Source organism: Aurantiacibacter xanthus, from assembly GCF_003584015.1.
Lineage (GTDB): Bacteria > Pseudomonadota > Alphaproteobacteria > Sphingomonadales > Sphingomonadaceae > Alteraurantiacibacter > Alteraurantiacibacter xanthus.
Genome location: NZ_QXFM01000069.1, coordinates 22672 through 39137, shown reverse-complemented (window position 1 = coordinate 39137; position 16466 = coordinate 22672). Strand labels below are relative to the sequence as shown.

The following is a 16466-nucleotide window of genomic DNA, read 5'->3' as shown; positions in this document are numbered from 1 at the left end:
ATGGCGCTGTGGCTGGCGCTGGCTTCGGGCGCGGTGGCCAGCCTGCTGTGCGCCTTTGCCGAGCCGTTCATGCTGCTGACCGGGCAGGAACCGCAGATCGCCGCACTGGCGGGCAGCTACATGAACGTGCTGCTGTTTTCGCTGATTCCGGCGGTGGCAGGCAGCGTGCTGCGCAATTTCGTGGCGACGCTTGGCCGTCCGTTCTTTGCGACCGCGATTACCGGGCTCGGCATCTTCATCAATGCCGCGGCCAACTATGCCTTCATCTTCGGCAACTGGGGCGCACCCGAGCTTGGCCTTCAGGGTGCGGCCATCGCCACCCTGCTCACCACCTGCCTGACCTTCCTCGCCTATGTGATCGCCATCGCCCGCGATCCGCGGCTGGCGCGCTATCACGTGTTCGGCTTCTTCTGGCGGGCGGACTGGAAACGGCTGGGCGAGCTGGTGCGGATCGGCGCGCCGATCATGCTGACGATCATGGCCGAAAGCGGCATTTTTGGCGCGGCGGCTTTCCTGGTCGGCCTGTTCGGCGCGGCGCAGCTGGCGGCCCACGCGCTTGCGCTGCAAATCGCCGCCATCGCCTTTCAGGTGCCGTTCGGCATCGGTCAGGCGGCGACCATCCGGGTCGGCTACTTCCACGGCGCGCGCGATGCGCTGGGCGTCGCGCGCGCGGGCTGGACCGCGATTGGCATGTGCCTCGCCTTCGCCATACCCTCAGCGCTGCTGCTGATCGGCGCGCCAGAGCTGTTGCTGCGCATCTATATCGACACCGGGTCGCCCGAGAATGCCGCACTGGTGGCGCAGGCGAGCATTTTCCTCGTCGTCGCCTCGGCGTTCCAGCTGTCCGACGGGTTGCAGGCGGTCGCCGCCGGAGCCCTGCGCGGGCTGAAGGATACCCGGATGCCGATGTGGATCGCGATCTTCTCCTACTGGGTGCCCGGCTTCGGGCTGGCGATGGGCATGGCCTTCATGCTCGGGCTGGAGGGCGAAGGCGTGTGGTACGGGCTCGCGCTCGGGCTGAGCGTGGCGGCAGTGCTGCTGGTATGGCGCTGGCACCGGCGCGCGGCGCTCGGGCTGGTGACCTACGCGCCGCCCGCTATCTGACCGCCAGCCTGATCGCCAGCCTGATCGGGCAAAAAATTTCCCGACCCAAGGTGTTGACGGCCCGCCCGCCGCCAACCATATCCGCGCCGCTGGCACTCTCGCGAGGAGAGTGCCAATCGACACATCCAACCTTTTGGGAAAGGTCACACACATGGCATTCCGCCCCCTGCACGACCGCGTTCTGGTCCGTCGCCTCGAAGCTGAGGAAAAGACGGCCGGCGGCATCATCATCCCCGACAGCGCCAAGGAAAAGCCGAGCGAAGGCGAGATCGTCGCCGTTGGCACCGGCGCCAAGGCTGAAGACGGCAAGGTCACTCCGCTCGACGTGAAGGCCGGCGACCGCGTGCTGTTCGGCAAGTGGTCGGGCACCGAGGTCAAGATCGACGGTGAAGACCTGCTGATCATGAAGGAAAGCGACATCATGGGCGTGATCGGCTGAGCCGACCCCACCCAGCTTTCCACTTTCCAACGATATTCCAGGAGAAACGATAATGGCTGCCAAGGACGTCAAGTTCGGCCGTGACGCGCGCGAGCGCATCCTCAAGGGCGTGGACACGCTCGCCAATGCCGTGAAGGTCACCCTCGGCCCCAAGGGCCGCAACGTCGTGATCGACAAGAGCTTCGGTGCCCCGCGCATCACCAAGGACGGCGTGAGCGTCGCCAAGGAAATCGAGCTCAAGGACAAGTACGAGAACATGGGCGCGCAGATGCTGCGCGAAGTGGCCTCGAAGGCGAACGACAAGGCCGGCGACGGCACCACCACCGCCACCGTGCTGGCTCAGGCGATCGTGCGCGAAGGCATGACCGCGGTTGCCGCGGGCATGAACCCGATGGACCTCAAGCGCGGCATCGACCTCGCCGTCTCGAAGGTCGTCGCTGACCTGCAGGCCCGTTCGAAGGACGTTTCCGGTTCCTCGGAAATCGCCCAGGTCGGCATCATCTCGGCCAATGGCGACAAGGAAGTCGGCGAGAAGATCGCCGAAGCCATGGAAAAGGTCGGCAAGGAAGGCGTGATCACCGTGGAAGAGGCCAAGGGCCTCGAATTCGAACTCGATGTCGTCGAAGGCATGCAGTTCGACCGCGGCTACCTGTCGCCCTACTTCGTCACCAACCCCGAGAAGATGACGGTCGAACTCGAGAACCCGTACATCCTCATCCACGAGAAGAAGCTCTCGAACCTGCAGGCCATGCTGCCGGTACTCGAAGCGACCGTTCAGAGCGGCCGTCCGCTGCTGATCATCGCCGAGGACATCGAAGGCGAAGCGCTGGCGACCCTCGTGGTCAACAAGCTGCGCGGCGGCCTCAAGGTTGCAGCCGTCAAGGCTCCGGGCTTCGGCGATCGCCGCAAGGCCATGCTGCAGGACATCGCGATCCTGACCCAGGGCGAGATGATCTCCGAAGATCTCGGCATCAAGCTTGAGAACGTCGGCCTCTCGATGCTCGGTCAGGCCAAGAAGGTCACCATCGACAAGGACAACACCACCATCGTCGATGGCCTCGGTGAAGCCGATGCGATCAAGGCCCGCGTCGAACAGATCCGCGCCCAGATCGAGACCACGACCTCGGACTACGACCGCGAGAAGCTGCAGGAACGCCTTGCCAAGCTGGCTGGCGGCGTGGCCGTGATCAAGGTCGGCGGTGCGTCGGAAGTCGAAGTGAAGGAGCGCAAGGACCGTGTGGACGATGCGCTGCACGCCACCCGCGCTGCTGTCGAAGAGGGCATCGTCCCCGGCGGCGGCACCGCGCTGCTCTATGCCACCAAGGCGCTCGAAGGCCTGACTGGCGACAACAACGACCAGACCCGCGGCGTGGAAATCGTGCGTCAGGCGATCATGGCGCCGGTGCGTCAGATCGCGGCCAACGCCGGTCATGATGGCGCCGTGGTTTCGGGCAACCTCCTGCGCGAGGCTGACGAGACCCAGGGCTTCAACGCTGCCACCGACACCTACGAGAACCTCGTGGCGGCGGGCGTGGTCGACCCGACCAAGGTCGTGCGCACCGCGCTGCAGGACGCAGCTTCGGTTGCCGGCCTGCTGATCACCACCGAAGCGGCAATCTCGGAAATCCCCGAGGACAAGCCCGCCGGTGGCGGCATGCCCGACATGGGCGGCATGGGCGGTATGGGCGGCATGGGCTTCTAAGCCCTGCCATCTGTCCGAACACAGACACGAAGGGGCCCGGCGGAGCGATCCGCCGGGCCCTTTTGCTTGGCGGTCTGCGAGGCTTGCGATAGCTTCGCGCCATGAACGGGGCCTCCACTCATAACCAGCCGCCACGCGCCATCGGCCTTGCCGGCGCGGTGCTGATCAACCTCAACGGAGTGATCGGCTCGGGCATCTTTGCCCTGCCCGCGCTGCTCTATGCCGGAGCGGGCGGCTATGCTCCGCTGGTGGTGCTGGCCTATGCGCTGCTCGTGGCCGGGCCGTCGCTGGTCTACGCCCGGCTCAGCACGATGCACGAGCAATCGGGCGGGCCGCAGCTCTATGTCGAACATGCCTTCGGGCCTTTCGCAGGATTTCAGGCAGGGTGGTTCCTGCTCGGCCAGAACCTTGCCGCACGCGCTGCCAACTTCCACGTGCTGGTGAGCTATCTCGCCGCGCTGTTCCCGCTGTTCGACGATCCCGCCATCCGGCTCGCCACCATCGCGGCGCTGATCGCGCTGTTCACCGGGCTTGCCGCCGCGGGCACGCGCAACTCGATCCGCGCGCTGTGGCTGGGAACGCTGCTCAAGCTCGGGCCGATCCTGCTGATCTGCGGCGCGGGGCTGCTCGCCAACGGCGTGCCGACCGGCTTTGCCCTGCCCGAATTCGGCGAGGTCGAATCGATCGCGCTGCTGCTCGCCTATGCCTATTCGGGCGGCGCGCTCTCCACCGTGGTTGCGGGCGAAGTGCGCGAGGCGCGGCGCACCGTCTATCGCTCGATTTTCGTGAACCTGGCGCTGATCGCGGTGCTCTACGCCTTCGTGCAGTGGGCCTATATCGCCATCGACCCGCAAGCGGTGAATGCCGACCGCCCGCTCGCCTCGGCGGGGGAGGCGGTGTTCGGCCCGCTCGGCGTGGCGCTGATCTCGGTGGCGGCGATCTTCTCCACCGGCGCCAACCAACTGAGCTACTTCGTCTCGATGCCGCGCCTGATCTACGGCATGGCCTCGCGCGGCCTGCTCCCGGCGCTGCTGGCGCGGATCTCGCCGCGCTTCGGCACGCCGACCCCGGCCATTCTCTGTTATGCCATGATCGTCCTCGCGCTGGCGCTGAGCGGAACCTTCGCCACGCTGGCCACCTATATGGTGGCGCTGGAGACGCTGGTGATCCTCCTCACCGTGCTGGCGCTGCCAATGCTGTGGCGCGCGGGGGAAGACCGCCCGCAAGGGCCGATGCTGATCCTGTGGTCTGCCCTGGTGCTGTTCGCGCTGGTGTTCAACCTGTGGCTGCTGGCGCAGGTGCCGCTGTCCTCCGCCTTGCCGACGCTTGGGGTTCTGGCGGTCGGCACATTGCTCTACCTCCTCGCGCGCCGCCGTGCCTGAGAGGGCGCTTTGCGCTTGGCCCGATTCGGGTTAGCCTCCGTTCCGACAACAACGAGAGGGGATAGACTATGCGCAGACTTCTGTTCGCGGCGCTTGCCGCCACGGCTCTGGCCTCCTGCGGCAGCGGAACAGACGAGCCCGCCGCCACCGAGACGCAGGACCCGGCCCGCCAGTACATGCAGGCCATCACCGACATCTCGCGCAGCGACGATCAGCAGTATGACGCCAAGCGCAAGCCCGGCGAACTGCTCGCCTTCGCCCAGGTCAAGAAGGGCGATGTGGTCGGCGACTACATCATGGGCGGCGGCTATGTGACCCGCCTGCTCGCCACGGCCGTGGGGGCCGATGGCAAGGTCTATGCCTTCCAGCCGACCGAGTTCATTTCGTTCCGCCCCGAATATGCCGAAGAGCAGGACGCGGCGATCGCGCCATACACCAACGATCAGGGTGAGCCGGTGCGCGTGTTCCCGGTGCGCGGCCCGATTGCCGAGCCGGGCTGGCCCGAACCGCTCGACACGATCATCACGGTGATGAACCTGCACGACCTGTTCATTCCCGAAATGCCCGAGGGCACCGCGCAAAAGGCGATTGCCAACCTTTATGCCTCGCTGAAACCCGGCGGCACGCTGGTGGTCGTCGACCATGTCGCCAATGCGGGCGGCGGCCTTGATGCGGCGGGCAAGCTGCACCGGATGGACCCCGAACTGGCAAAGAAGGCGCTCACGGACGCCGGCTTCGTGCTGGAAGAGGAAAGCGACCTCTATGCCCAGCCCGGCGATCCGCACGAGGCCAACGTCTTCGACGATGCGATCCGCGGCAGCACCGACCAGTTCGCCTGGCGTCTGCGCAAACCCGCATAGCGGGCAGACCACCGCATAAAGCGGAAATTCTCGGACCCCTTCGGCCTGCCGACCGTTCATTACGGGAAAGCAGACCGAAGGAGAGACCCCGATTATGAAGTGTCCGCACAAGGCCCATGTCGCGCTCGTCGATGGCGAGAACTTTCTGCTCGCGCGCAACGATGGCCAGCCGTTCGAGCCGAAACTGAGCGTGGTGGCCACGCCCAGCCTCGAAACGACGAACTACAGCGCCGGGGTGCGCGATCAGGACGATATGGGGCGCCGCACCGGCAACAGCGATCTGGAAGAGCTTGCCCATGCTGCGGCGGCCGCCGAATGGCTTAACGCCAAGGCGCTGGCAGATGAACTCGGCGAGCTTATCGTGATCGCCGATCCCAAGTCGCTGGGCGAGATGCGGCGCCATTATCACAAGGAACTGGAGGCCTGTCTGATTGGCGAGATCGGCAAAGCCATCGCCACCGAACCGCTGGAAAACGTTGCCAAAGCGATTGAACGGGCATGACATCGCACGGGCTGGCAGACCAACATTTGTCGGCCCATTCGCGGAGTTCCCAACATTCCAGCGAAAATTAGGCTCGATTCGTCGTACCGTGGGATTTGCGCGTGTCCTTGTTAAGCTATCAACAAGGCGAACCGTGGAAACTCCCTATATGACCAGAAACCTGATTGCCCGGCTCGCAGCCATCGCCTCGCTCGCCATTGCCCCGCTGTCATCGGTGCAGGCCAACGATTTCGAGAACGCGTTCGACAGTGCTTTCGGCACCGATCTGCGCGCTCCGCGCGAATTCAACCCCGACTATGCCGACCCGCTGGCGCGCCAGATCGCGCAGCTGGCCGATGGCAGTTCGGGCCGAATCGGCGTGGCGGCGATAGATCTTTCGACCGGACGCGAGATTTCGGTGCTGGGTGACCAGCGCTTTCCGATGGCCAGCACCAGCAAGATCGCCATTGCCGCGACCTATATGGAGGGCGTGGAACAGGGCAAGTGGAGCCTCAGCAGCGAATTCCCGCTGCTGTGGTCGGTCCGTTCGACCCCGTTCTCGACCGCCACCGCCCCGGTGCGCAAGGGCGAGTATATGTCGGCGGCGCAGTTGATCGACCTGATGATCACGCGCAGTTCGAACCCGGCCACCGATGCCTTGCTGGCAGCCGTCGGCGGGCCGCAGGCGGTGAACGACTGGATGCGCCGCGCCGGGCTGGAAGGCTTCCAACTGACCCGCGATATCGCCACGCTGGTGCGTGACGATGGCGAGTTCGACCCCGCCCAGCATATCGATCTGCGCGACAGCGCGACCCCGCAAACCATGGTGGCGCTGCTCACCGGGCTTTATCAGGGCCAGTGGCTGTCGGCGGAAAGCCGCTCGGTGATTCTCGATGCGATGGCGCGCTGCCGCACCGGGGCACGCCGTATTCGCGGACAGATGCCGGGCGATGTCAGCGTGGCGCACAAGACCGGCTCGCTCAACAACACGTCGAGCGACATCGGCATCATCACCGCGCCCGATGGCCGTTCCTATGTGGTGGCGATCTATGTCACGGGCCAAGGCTCGCGCGGCAACCGCGAGCAGCGCATCGCCTCGATCGCACGCGCGATCTACGATGGTTATTCGGCGACCGGCTCAGGCCGCCAGTTCGCCAACGCCACCTACGGCAACGCCGCCAATTCCAACTGATCGGCTTGCCCGGTTGGCCTCTCACAGGGCCTGCCGGTCAGTTCGACGCCCTTATCAGGCGCACAAACGAAAAGGGGCGCGACCCGCAGGTCGCGCCCCTTCGCGTAACTTCGCTGAGTAATGAATTACTCGGCAGCGCTCTCGACAGCGGTAGCAGCCGAGTCAACAGCAGCCATGCCCGAGTCAGCAGCCGAATCAACAGCAGCCATCGCGCTGTCAGCAGCCGAATCAACAGCTTCCATGCCGGCGTCGGCATTGGCTTCGGCGTCAGCCATCGAGCTGTCGACGGCTTCGTCGGCGCCTTCCGAGCAAGCCGAGAGGGTCAGGGCAGCGCCAGCAGCGGCGGCGGCGAGGATGATCTTGCGCATAATAATAAATCCCCAAAAACAGAGAAATCATGGCCAGGCAGATGCCGGGCCAGAGCAGCAAAGCGCTCGCTCTGGCTGCCCAAATAAGGCCACATTCTGGTCCACGCAAGCAGAATAAGGCAACAATGCGGCGAACCGAGCCTCAATCGTGGCCGAATTATGGCACGAATGGCGGAAATCCGCCATTCCCGACCTGCCCCATTCTTTGCGGCTGACCCGCCGCAAGCCGCGTGCTAGCAGCGCATTCATGGCCGACAAGCAACATCTCTATCTGGTCGACGGTTCGGCCTATATCTTCCGCGCCTATCACCGGCTGCCCCCGCTGACCAACCCCGAGGGCACGCCCGTGGGCGCGGTCTATGGCTATACCACCATACTGTGGAAGCTGGCCGACGATCTCGACAAGGCCGACGGCCCGACGCACCTCGCGGTGATTCTCGACAAGTCGAGCCATTCGTTCCGCAACGACCTTTACGATCAGTACAAGGCCAACCGCCCGCCCCCGCCCGAAGACCTGCGCCCACAGTTCCCGCTGATCCGCGACGCCACCCGCGCCTTCTCGCTGCCCTGCATCGAGGAAGAGGGTTTCGAGGCCGACGACCTGATCGCCTCCTATGCCCGCGCTGCGCAGCGCCAGGGCTGGGACGTGACCATCGTCTCCTCCGACAAGGATCTGATGCAGCTAGTGGGCGAGGAAAACGGCGCGCGCATCGACATGCTCGACACGATGAAGGACGCGCGGATCTACATCCCCGAGGTGGAGGAAAAATTCGGCGTCGGGCCGGAGTTGGTGGGCGACGTGCTCGCGCTGATGGGCGACAGCGTCGACAACATTCCCGGCATCTACGGCATCGGCCCCAAGACCGCGACCAAGCTGATCGCCGAGAACGGATCGCTGGCCGCTGCGCTCGATGCGGCATCGGAGATGAAAACGTCGAAGCTCAAGGAGCGCCTGCTGGAGGGTCGCGACATGGCCATGCTCAGCCGCCAGCTGGTCGAGCTGAAGAGCGACTGCGAACTGCCTGTGCCGCTCGAAGACATGAAGCTCAGCGGCATTCCGGCCGAACCGCTGGCCGATTTCCTGCGCCTGCACGGGTTCAATTCGCTGCTCAAGCGCCTCGGCGCGGGCACGGGCAGCCCCAGCCGCACCACCAACCTCAACCCCGCCAAGGCAGAGCACGCGGGCGAGGCGGCATCCGCCAGCGGCAATGCGCAGGAGCTGCCCGAGTGGCCCGCGGTCGACCGCTCGGCCTACGAATGCGTGCAGACGATGGAGCGGCTCGAACACTGGATCGCCCGTGCCTTCGCCGCGCGCGAGGTGGCGGTGGACACCGAAACCTCGGCGCTCGATTCGATGCAGGCCGATCTGGTCGGGATCAGCCTCGCGCTGGGGCCAAACGACGCCTGTTATATCCCCCTTGCCCACGGCGGCAGCGACATGTTTGCCGAAAAGCCCGAGCAGGTAGAGCTTGAGGCCGCGCTCGCCGCACTGAAGCCGCTGCTTGAGAGCGATGCCGTGCTCAAGGTCGGGCAGAACATCAAGTATGACCTCACCGTGCTCGCGCGCCATGGGATCACGGTCGCGCCCATCGACGACACCATGGTGATGAGCTTCGCAATGGACGCAGGCCGCTCCGAAGACGGAATCGGCGGCGGCCACGGGATGGACGAACTGGCCGAGCGCCACCTCGGCCACACTACGATGAAGTTCAAGGACGTCTGCGGCGCGGGCAAGAAGGCGATCCCCTTCGGCGAAGTCCCGCTCGACAAGGCCACCGAATATGCCGCCGAGGATGCCGATGTGACCTGGCGGCTCCACCGGATCATGCGCCACCGCCTGCCCGGCGAAGGCGCAACGCGGATCTATCAGCGGGTGGACCGTCCGCTGATAAGCGTGATCGCCGGGATGGAGCGCGAGGGCATCAAGGTCGACCGTGCGGCGCTGGCCAAGCTGTCCGAACGCTTCGCCACCGAAATCGCGCGGATCGAGGGCGAGGTGCACCAGCTCGCGGGTCAGGAATTCACCATCGGCAGCCCCAAGCAGCTGGGCGATATCCTGTTCGACAAGCTCGGCTACAAGGGCGGGCGCAAAGGCAAGAGCGGGCAATACTCGACCGATCAGGCCATTCTCGAAAAGCTTTCAGGCGAAGGCGCGGAAATTGCCGACAAGGTGCTCGAATGGCGGCAGCTGTCAAAGCTCAAGTCCACTTACACCGACGCCTTGCAGGCCGCGATCAAGCCGAACACGGGCCGCGTCCACACCAGCTACAGCCTCGTGGGCGCGCAGACCGGGCGGCTGTCCTCGACCGATCCGAACTTGCAAAACATCCCGATCCGCACCGAGATCGGGCGCGAGATCCGCAAGGCCTTCGTGCCCGAAGAGGGCAACGTGCTGCTGGCAGCGGACTACTCGCAGATCGAGCTGCGCCTTGCAGCGCACATGGCCGACGTGCCAGCGCTGAAAGAGGCTTTCGCCAACGGAGAGGACATCCACGCCCGCACCGCGCAGGAGATGTACGGCGAGGTCACCCGCGACACCCGCGCCGCCGCCAAGACGATCAACTTCGCGATCCTTTACGGCATTTCGCGCTGGGGGCTGGCGGGCCGCCTCAAGGTCGAGCCCGACGAGGCGCAGGCGATGATCGACCGCTATTTCCAGCGCTTCCCCGGCATCCAGCGCTATATCGCCGAGACGCTCGAAAGCGTGCGCGCGAAGGGCTATTCGGAGACGCTGTTCGGGCGCAAGACGTGGTTCCCGCGCATCAATTCGAAGAATCAGGCCGAGCGGCAGGGCTCCGAGCGCGCCGCGATCAACGCGCCGATCCAGGGCACCTGCGCCGATATCATCAAGCGCGCCATGGCCCGGATGATGCCCGCGCTCGCCGAGGCGGGTCTGCCCAACGTGCGAATGCTGTTGCAGGTCCACGACGAACTGGTGTTCGAACTGCCGGAAGGCGATGTCGACGCGGCCAGCAAGGTCATCCGCGCGGTGATGGAAGGGGCCGCTGCGCCTTCGGTGAGCATCAGCGTGCCGCTCGGGGTGGAAATCGGCCACGGGGCAAGCTGGGATGCCGCGCACTAGTCACCGGGTTGATGTTGCAACGCAACATGCTTAGCTTGGCGCGATGCAACAGCTCGCCGACAGGGTATCCGTAAGCTGGCCGCAGATTGGCGAGGCGCTGATCTACGGGTCTGTCGGCATTGCCGTGGCCCTGATCGTGCACTGGCTGATCTTCGGCGTGCTCACCCGCATCACGCGTTCAAGCAAGAGCCTGTCCGACGGCGCCATCGTCAGCTCGCTGCGCAGCCCCTCGCGCTGGTCGATGGCGGCACTTGGCCTCGTGCTGGCCGCGCGCGAGACGCCCCTGCTCGAATCGGCGTGGGAGAAGATCGCCGGTTTCGTCATGCCCGCGTTGATCGGCTGGATGGCGCTGGCGATCATGCGCGCGCTGGTCACATCGGCCGAAATGCACCTCGACCTCGATGCTGCGGACAACCTGCGCGCACGCCAGAGGCAGACGCGGCTGCGTATCCTCTCGCGCATCGGCACCTTCGTGGTGATCTTCATCACCGTGGGCCTGATGCTGCTGTCGATCCCCGGCGTGCGCGATATCGGGGTGACGCTGATGGCCTCGGCGGGCCTTGCCGCACTGGCGGTGGGCGCGGCGGCGCAACCGGCATTGAAGTCGCTGATCGCGGGCGTACAGATGGCGCTGACCGAGCCGATCCGGCTGGGCGATGCGGTGATCGTCGGCGGCGAATGGGGCTGGATCGAGGATATTCGCACGACCTACGTGGTGGTGAAGGTGTGGGACGAGCGGCGGCTGGTAGTGCCGACCTCCAAATTCCTCGACGAGATCTTCCAGAACTGGACCAAGACCACCGCGCAACTGCTGGGCACGGTCTATCTCTATGTCGACCCGGCGACCAGGCTCGACCCGATCCGCGCCAGGTTCCTGGAACTGGTGGAGAGCAACCAGCGCTGGGACGGGCGCGTTCGCCATATGCAGGTGACCGACCTGACGCGCGATGCCATCGAGGTCCGTCTGCTGATGACGGCGAAGGATTCGCCCACGCTTTACGACCTGCGCTGCGACATCCGCGAGGCGCTGATCCAGTGGCTCGCAGCGGAAATGCCCGAGGCGCTGGTGCGCAGCCGCGTTATTTCGGTGGGCGCGGATGGCCAGCCGCTCGGCGCGCCTTCGGCTGAGGCGCTGGCGCAGATGGGTGGGGAAGGTTGAGGCTTATCTGGCGACGTCCGTTTACGACCCCCTTGCAGACGTTGACGGATCTTCCGAAAAACGACAGCTTGGCGGTATGAAGGCCCGCACTACGATCGCCGTTCTTGTCGCCCCGCTCGTCAAAACTTCGGCAGGTTGGCGTGCTCGCGGCTTCATTGCGAGCGAGCGTAGTTTGGATTGCGGTGAGCATTGGCGCCGGTCGGACAAACTAGCCTAACTGCGGCGGATCAGCCACTCGGGACATTGAGAAGGTAGAGGAAACGAAGATTTGGCTGACCTATGCATGGAAGGACAACGAAGAAGATGATGTGGATCACATCATATCAGAACTTAGTAATTGCGGCTTAGAATTAGGCTTCGACAGAGTTCAATTGCTCGCTGGACGACGGTTGTGGGATCAGATTGACGCAGCGATCAAAGCTCCTGATGTGGCTGCGTGGGTCATCTATGTTACTGAGAACAGCTTGAAGAGCGAGCCGTGCCAAGAGGAATTAGCATATGCGCTCGATAGAGCACTACGGACTCGTGGTTCAGCATTTCCTCTTATCGGTTTATTCGCGGGCGAGTTCGATCCGAATATTATTCCCTCTGCACTAGCTACTAGGCTGTGCGTCAACTTGCACCATAATGAGTGGGCTCAGCAGATAGGCGATTCGGTAAAAGGTGCGAACAAGACACAGATTGCCGAGCCATCAAAGTTTGGCCACAAGTTATATAGGATCGATAAGGGCTTCGTTCTAGAGGTTTGGCCCCGAACAGGAACTTGGACTCCGACGATAGCAGTGGTTCAAGAAGATCAAGAGTCTCTTCTAACAAGCTTTTTGCCCGGACCTCGTGGTGTTATTGGCAGTTTGGCTATGATGATATGTGGCGAAAGCAGGCAGCACGGATGCTTCGCGCGTGGATTCAACAATCCTGTAAACAGTTCAACCACGGCTCATATATATTTATCCGAGCTTCCAGACTGGATAGAGTTCGGTCAGATGGGCAAGCCTCATCGTATTGACTTTACAGATAAAGTATTAACAGCCGCTCAGGCCGAGGTTCGCAGTTAAGCTGCCTCCCCGTTTCCGAACCAGGGTCAGGACAGACGTGCGCCCACCGCCCAGATCTTTCCGCTCGCTGCTAGTCGCAAATAGAAGGACGAGCATTGTCTGAGACGAATGGTCCGATAGCGCCCTTCTGCGCTTGCACCTAACATGCTCGCACGAAAGCTTCCCGCCCCTCTTCAGCCGACGAGCATCGCCAGCCAGCCCGCCACAGGCAGGGCCAGCTGGCGCTAACTCGCTAATGCTTCGACCCGCGCGTGCTTTCCACCATGCCATCGGTGATGAAGCCTATGGGCCGCACTTCCAGCGCCTTGCGCTTCAGTTCGCCCTTCATCTTGGCATATTCGGCGTCCATTTGCGGCGTCACCGTGGGGCGCGAGGCCTTGAGGGCTTCGGCGAAGTCCGCCGCGCTCACCGTGTCTGGTGCAGAGCTTGACCGGCGAATGGCGGCAAGGCCCGCGCGGCGCACCACGTCTTCGAGGTCCGCGCCGGTGTAGCGTTCGGTCTCGCCCGCAAGCGCGGCGAGGTCGACGTCATCCGCAAGCGGCATGTTGGCGGTGTGGATCTTCAGGATATGCTCGCGGCCCGCCTCGTCGGGCGCGCCGACATAGACCAGTTCGTCGAACCGCCCCGGACGCAGCAGCGCCGGATCGACCAGCGTCGGCCGGTTAGTCGCGCCGATCACCACGATGGAGCTAAGCTCCTCCATCCCGTCCATCTCGGCAAGGATCGTGTTGACCACCCGCGCCGTCACCTGCGGTTCGCCCGCGCCTGAGCCGCGCGCCGGGACCAGCGAATCGATCTCGTCGATGAAGATCACACAAGGCGCCACCGCCCGCGCACGGGCGAACATCTTGGCGATCTGCTGCTCGCTCTCGCCGTACCATTTCGACAAAAGATCGCTCGACTTCATCGAGATGAAGTTCGCCTCGGCCTCCTTGGCCACGGCCTTGGCGAGCAGCGTCTTGCCGGTGCCGGGCGGGCCATAGAGCAGGAAGCCCTTGGCCGGGCGAATGCCCAGCCGCTCGAACGCCTGCGGGTTGCGCAAGGGTAGCTCCACGCCCTCCTTGAGCGATTCGATAGCCTCGTCGAGACCGCCCAGATCGGACCAGCCGACCTTGGGCGCCTGCACCATCACCTCGCGCATGGCGCTGGGCTGGACGCGCTTCAGCGCCTCGCGGAAGTCGCCCTTCTCGACGCACAGTTCCTCCAGCACCGAAGCCGGGATTTCGCGCGCATCGAGGTCGAGCTTCGGCATGATCCGGCGCACAGCCTCGATCGCCGCCTCGCGGGTGAGCGCAGCAAGGTCAGCCCCGACAAACCCGTGGGTCGCGCGCGCCAGCTCCGCCAGATCGACCCCTTCGCCCAGCGGCATGCCGCGGGTATGGATCGCCAGGATCTCGCGCCGACCGCCCTCGTCGGGCACGCCGATCACGATCTCGCGGTCGAACCGCCCGGGGCGGCGCAGCGCCTCGTCGATGGCGTCGGGGCGGTTGGTCGCCGCGATCACCACCAGATTGGCGCGGCTTTGCAGGCCGTCCATCAGCGTGAGCAGCTGCGCGACCAGCCGCTTTTCCGCCTCGCCCTGCACATTCTGACGCTTGGGCGCGATCGAATCGATCTCGTCGATGAAGACGATGGCGGGCTGACTGCGCTCGGCCTCTTCGAACACCTCACGCAGGCGCGCCTCGCTCTCGCCATAGGCCGAGCCCATGATTTCCGGGCCATTGATCGAGAAGAACTCGGCATCGCTCTCGTTGGCGACGGCCTGTGCAAGGCGCGTCTTGCCGGTGCCGGGCGGGCCATGCAGCAACACGCCCTTAGGCGGATCGACGCCGAGCCGGGTGAACAGCTCGGGATAGCGCAGCGGCAGTTCGACCATCTCGCGCAGTTGCTTGATCGTGTCTTCCATGCCGCCGACATCGTCATAGTTGACCGTGCCGCGCCCGCCCTTGGGTTCCTCGAACTCGGCGCGCAGTTCAATCTCGGTATTGGCGTCGATGGCCACGATGCCCTTGGGGCTGGTCGACACGACCTGAAGGCGGATTTCGGTCAGCGCATAGGCCGGCGTGTTGAACAGGCGGCGCACTTCGGGCGGCACGTTCTGAACCGGCTGCTGGCCGTGCGTGGCCACGAGGTCGCCTGCCGTGAGCGGCTTGCCCGCGAACACGCGCTTCAGCGCTTCGGTCGGGCCTTGCAGACGCATCTGCTTCTGCGCGGGCGCGAAAACCACACGCGTGGCGGCGCGCGGCTGGGCGCGGCGCACCGCGACATGCTCGCCCGAGGCGGTCTCGGCATTGCCGCGCTGGAGCCCGTCGAGCCGGATCACCTGCAGGCTCTCGTCTTCAGGATAGGCGGCCATGGCGATGGCGGCAGTGGTGCGCTTGCCCTCGATCTCGACCGGGTCGCCCTCGGTAATGCCGAGCGCCTGAAACGCCGAGCGCGGCATGCGGGCGATCCCGCGGCCCGATTCCTCCTGCCGCGCAGCCGCAACCTGCAAACGTGCCGTGCCCGCTGCGGCGTCGAGCGTGTCTCCATCTGCCATGCTGTGAAAAGCCTTCCCGTTCGCTACTGATGTCAGAAAGCTAGGAAGCCCTGCGACCCATTGCAAACGCGTGGGCATGCGACCGCCGTGAGACAGGCAGAAAAAAAGCCCGGCTGTTGCCAGCCGGGCTTGGAAAGTCTTGGGAGAGGATGCCTGAAAGGCAGGTCCTTATTCGCAACTTACCCGCCATTTCGCAAGTGCGAAAAGCGCAAGCTGAGTTGCATGGAATGCAACTTACTAGGTAAAGCACGCTGGCTGGCCCGTTGCTGTGCCCGCTCGGCGGTCGGGAGCAGAATTTATGCTGCAGCACGGCATGGAAGGCCCTATGCTCCCTTGTCAGTCGCCAAGATGGAAACCTACCCTTCGGGAGCCACCTGTGAACAAACTCTACCCCTCCGCCGAAGCCGCGCTTTCGGACCTGTTGCATGACGATATGCTGATCGCCTCGGGCGGATTCGGCCTCTGCGGCATTCCCGAGCGTCTGCTCAAGGCCATTCAGGCCTCGGGCGTGAAGGGCCTCACCTTCGCCTCGAACAATGCCGGGATCGACAACGAGGGCATCGGCATGTTGCTGCGCACGCAGCAGGTGAAGAAAATGATTTCGTCCTACGTGGGCGAAAACAAGGAGTTCGAGCGCCAGTATCTCTCGGGCGAGCTGGAGGTGGAGTTCTCCCCCCAAGGCACGCTGGCCGAGCGTATGCGTTCGGCCGGGGCGGGCATTCCCGGCTTCTACACCAAGACCGGCGTCGGCACGCTGGTGGCCGAGGGCAAGGAAGTGAAGCAGTTCCCCAATCGCGAGGGCGAGATGGAGGACTATATCCTCGAACGCGGCATCTTCGCCGACCTCTCGATCGTGAAGGCGTGGAAGGCCGACGAAACCGGCAACGTGGTGTTCCGCAAGACGGCGCGCAATTTCAACGTGCCCGCCGCCACCTGCGGCAAGGTCTGCGTGGTGGAGGTGGAGGAAGTGGTGCCGGCCGGCGCACTCGACCCCGACCAGATTCACCTGCCGGGCGTTTACGTCCAGCGCATGATCGTGGGCGCGCCTTACGACAAGAAGATCGAATTTGTGACCACCCGCGAAACGGAGATGGGATGAATGA

Annotated in this window: 13 protein-coding genes; 11 read left to right on the top strand and 2 right to left on the bottom strand. The window is 64.4% G+C overall.

The features are described from left to right. The 7 genes from D2V17_RS07595 to bla form a co-directional block, all read left to right on the top strand. On the top strand, nucleotides 1–1104 hold a 1104-nt coding region (locus D2V17_RS07595), incomplete at its 5' end, for an MATE family efflux transporter (protein WP_119592474.1). A 151-nt stretch (nucleotides 1105–1255) separates the two neighbouring features. After that, nucleotides 1256–1543: a co-chaperone GroES gene (groES, locus tag D2V17_RS07590; RefSeq protein ID WP_119592473.1), complete on the top strand. Its 288-nt coding sequence runs from the start codon at nucleotides 1256–1258 to the stop codon at nucleotides 1541–1543. 52 nt (nucleotides 1544–1595) lie between these two features. Further along, entirely contained in the window at nucleotides 1596–3245 is a 1650-nt protein-coding gene (gene groL, locus D2V17_RS07585) for a chaperonin GroEL (RefSeq protein ID WP_119592472.1), read from the top strand. A 101-nt stretch (nucleotides 3246–3346) separates the two neighbouring features. Then, nucleotides 3347–4627 carry an APC family permease gene (locus D2V17_RS07580; RefSeq protein WP_119592471.1) on the top strand — a complete coding sequence of 427 codons (1281 nt, stop codon included), beginning with the start codon at nucleotides 3347–3349 and terminating at the stop codon, nucleotides 4625–4627. Between the two features lie 68 nt (nucleotides 4628–4695). After that, entirely contained in the window at nucleotides 4696–5487 is a 792-nt protein-coding gene (locus tag D2V17_RS07575; protein ID WP_119592470.1) for a class I SAM-dependent methyltransferase, read from the top strand. Between the two features lie 94 nt (nucleotides 5488–5581). Next, complete coding sequence (locus D2V17_RS07570; RefSeq protein ID WP_119592469.1) at nucleotides 5582–5989, top strand: baeRF12 domain-containing protein; 408 nt, start codon at nucleotides 5582–5584, stop codon at nucleotides 5987–5989. A gap of 148 nt (nucleotides 5990–6137) precedes the next feature. After that, nucleotides 6138–7160 carry a class A beta-lactamase gene (gene bla / locus D2V17_RS07565; protein ID WP_119592468.1) on the top strand — a complete coding sequence of 341 codons (1023 nt, stop codon included), beginning with the start codon at nucleotides 6138–6140 and terminating at the stop codon, nucleotides 7158–7160. Nucleotides 7161–7285: 125 nt separating this feature from the next. Here bla and D2V17_RS07560 read toward each other — a convergent pair whose 3' ends face one another. Beyond that, nucleotides 7286–7528, bottom strand: a complete 243-nt coding sequence (locus D2V17_RS07560) for a hypothetical protein (RefSeq protein ID WP_119592467.1) — start codon at nucleotides 7526–7528, stop codon at nucleotides 7286–7288. 247 nt (nucleotides 7529–7775) lie between these two features. Between D2V17_RS07560 and polA the strand changes: the two genes are divergently transcribed. From polA to D2V17_RS07545, 3 genes are all read left to right on the top strand, one after another. Continuing rightward, complete coding sequence (polA, locus tag D2V17_RS07555; protein ID WP_119592480.1) at nucleotides 7776–10610, top strand: DNA polymerase I; 2835 nt, start codon at nucleotides 7776–7778, stop codon at nucleotides 10608–10610. 43 nt (nucleotides 10611–10653) lie between these two features. Continuing rightward, nucleotides 10654–11769: a mechanosensitive ion channel family protein gene (locus tag D2V17_RS07550; protein ID WP_119592466.1), complete on the top strand. Its 1116-nt coding sequence runs from the start codon at nucleotides 10654–10656 to the stop codon at nucleotides 11767–11769. Between the two features lie 242 nt (nucleotides 11770–12011). Next, a complete protein-coding gene (locus tag D2V17_RS07545; RefSeq protein WP_119592465.1) occupies nucleotides 12012–12824 on the top strand; it encodes a toll/interleukin-1 receptor domain-containing protein in 813 nt (270 codons plus the stop codon). A 232-nt stretch (nucleotides 12825–13056) separates the two neighbouring features. Here D2V17_RS07545 and D2V17_RS07540 read toward each other — a convergent pair whose 3' ends face one another. Continuing rightward, on the bottom strand, nucleotides 13057–15363 hold the full coding sequence (locus tag D2V17_RS07540) for a CDC48 family AAA ATPase (protein ID WP_119592464.1): 2307 nt from the start codon (nucleotides 15361–15363) through the stop codon (nucleotides 13057–13059). A gap of 376 nt (nucleotides 15364–15739) precedes the next feature. On the opposite strand from D2V17_RS07540, the gene D2V17_RS07535 reads away from it, so the two are divergent. Further along, nucleotides 15740–16462, top strand: a complete 723-nt coding sequence (locus D2V17_RS07535) for a CoA transferase subunit A (RefSeq protein WP_119592463.1) — start codon at nucleotides 15740–15742, stop codon at nucleotides 16460–16462. Nucleotides 16463–16466: the final 4 nt, after the last annotated feature.